Below are 2,551 nucleotides of genomic sequence, written 5' to 3' on the forward strand. Positions count from 1 at the left end.
GTATATAGTAATCTAAAAGTACCCCAGGATAGTCACTGAAAACTCCCCCACTCTATTATAATAAACCCACAGGTGTTGAATTCTTTTGTGGGGAGAATGGGATGATGATTATTTTGATGCAGAAACAAGATATCTTATTAAAGTATTTGAGAGAAGGGAAATCCCAAAGAGAGATTGCGAGAGAAACAAGCGTTGATCGAAAAACGATTCGTAAATACATCAATGACTACGAGGAGAAATTGAAAAAGCTACAAGAGGCCCATCATGAAGTCGATCGAGGTGAATTAATTCAGGAGTTAGTTGAAGCGCCGAAGTATCGCGTGAATAACCGGAAAAAGCGTGTTGTAACTGATGAGATTAAACAAATGATTCGGGATCATCTTAAGGAAAATGAGAACAAACGGAGTCAGGGACTCCATAAGCAACAAAAGAAACCGATGGATATTTTCGAATCGCTGCAAGCAGGATGCATTCCCATCAGTTACAGTACGGTTCTTCGAACCGTTCGATCCATCGAGAAAAAAGCGAAGGAGGCTTATATTAAAGGGTCTTATATGCCTGGAGACATTTGTGAATTTGACTGGGGTGAAGTCAAAATAAAGATTGGAGGAAAACGGAGAACATTTCAGATGGCTGTGTTTACATCCGCTTATGGCAATTATCGAATGGCTTATCTGTTTGCGAAACAAAAAACAGAGTGTTTTCAAGAAGCGCATGCGAAGTTCTTCCAAGAAATGGGCGGTGTCTATCACACCATGGTTTACGACAATATGCGCGTGGCTGTCAAACGCTTTGTTGGACCGAACGAAAAGGAGCCAACCGACGGTTTGCTTAAACTCTCAATCTACTATGGATTCGCTTTTCGCTTCTGTAATACAAGGCGTGGAAATGAGAAGGGACATGTCGAGCGGAGCGTGGATGTCATTCGAAGAAAAGCATTTGCCTTTCAAGATTCTTTTGAAAGCCTCGAGGAGGCAAATAACTATTTGCATCACGTATGTATGCGATTAAATCAAAGGGAACGTTCGTATAACGATCAGACACCTGCAGTGAGCCTGGAGACGGAACGCCCCTGCTTCCTGCATCTGTCTGAGCCCTTTGATGCCGCTCGATACACTACCTTGCGTGTGGACAAGTATGCCACGGTTGTGATTGATCAAAATCACTATTCGGTTCCGGATCATTTAGTCGGTGAACAGGTTCAGGTTAAAATTTACACGAACCGAATTCACTGTTTCTATAACGAACAAAAAGTTGCCGAGCATCAGCTGCTGACCGGTGGTCATGAATGGGGACTTCAGATTGAGCACTACCTTGAAACCCTAAGGAAAAAGCCTGGTGCATTAGCTGGTAGCACAGCGCTGCAACAGGCAGATCCCAAAATCAGAAATATCTACACCACCTATTATATCAGCCACGAGCGTGATTTTATAGAGCTGATTCACTACTTAAAAGAAAACGCCACATTGCCAGAGATTGAGCAAAGTATTCAGGAGCTCAGGCAAATGGGACCGAAGCATGTGACCACGGATAAAATTAAAGCCATCTGTGCGAAAAATCGAATGCCCAAGGATGCGCCCCCGCTCACATCAGAGGAGACACAAACGATTACAAATCAGGCAGAGCGGCATCTCAGACTTTATGACGAATTATTCAACACGAAGAGGGTTGGACAGCAGGAGGTGTGCGTATGAACAAGTCAAACAACGTAAACGATAGAATCTACCAGTATTGTAAGGATATTAAATTACCGACGATTCGTGAATGCTTTCAAGAAAAGATTAATGATGCGGTGATTCGTGACATCAATTATGAAACCTTTTTAGCAGAACTCCTGCAAAAGGAATGGGATACCCGAAGGCAGACAGCACAGGCTAATCGCATTCGACGCGCTAAATTTCCATACAAAAAATATTTGGAAGATTTGTCCATTCAGGACTTGCCTGAGGATGCCCAAAAGAAATACAAACAACTGAGAACGCTTCAATTCATCCAGGAGGGAAGAAACCTTATTTTAGCCGGCAATCCAGGAACCGGGAAAACCCATACAGCTATTGGGCTTGGCATCAAAGCTTGTGAGGAAGGGTATAGCGTTTGGTTTACGACGGTTCCCCTGCTCATTAATTATATGAAAGAGTGTCGATCAGAACGGACGCTTCGCGCCTTTCAAACCCGCTTCGAGAAATATGATTTGGTCGTTTTGGATGAGATGGGCTATATCTCTTTTGACAAGGAAGGGGCAGAACTCTTATTTACCCATCTTTCTCTACGGGCTGGACAAAAATCTACCATCATTACAACAAATTTGTCCTTTGAACGATGGGGCGAAATCTTTCAGGATCCCGTCATGACTGCAGCTATGATTGATCGACTCACGCATCAAGCGTATTTGATCAATATGAATGGCACTTCCTATCGAATGAAAGAAACGAAAGCGTGGTTGGAGCAGCAACAAATGGGCTAATCTCTACTCCATTCCCCCACGAACCTAATAAGTTAAGTGGGGGAATTTTAAATGACTATATGGGGGATTTTTCAGTTGACAAATACA

Annotated in this window: 2 protein-coding genes; both read left to right on the forward strand. The window is 43.0% G+C overall.

Translation table 11 applies throughout. The features are described 5' to 3' along the window. The first annotated feature begins 104 nt into the window (after positions 1–104). Positions 105–1,694, forward strand: a complete 1,590-nt coding sequence (gene istA, locus M3N64_RS13905) for an IS21 family transposase (RefSeq protein WP_249104251.1) — start codon at positions 105–107, stop codon at positions 1,692–1,694. Beyond that, positions 1,691–2,464 carry an IS21-like element helper ATPase IstB gene (gene istB / locus M3N64_RS13910; protein WP_249104261.1) on the forward strand — a complete coding sequence of 258 codons (774 nt, stop codon included), beginning with the start codon at positions 1,691–1,693 and terminating at the stop codon, positions 2,462–2,464. Before istA ends, istB begins: the two co-directional genes overlap by 4 nt. The last annotated feature ends 87 nt before the right edge of the window (positions 2,465–2,551 follow it).

Source organism: Sporolactobacillus mangiferae (assembly GCF_023336505.1).
GTDB classification, from domain to species: domain Bacteria; phylum Bacillota; class Bacilli; order Bacillales; family Sporolactobacillaceae; genus Sporolactobacillus; species Sporolactobacillus mangiferae.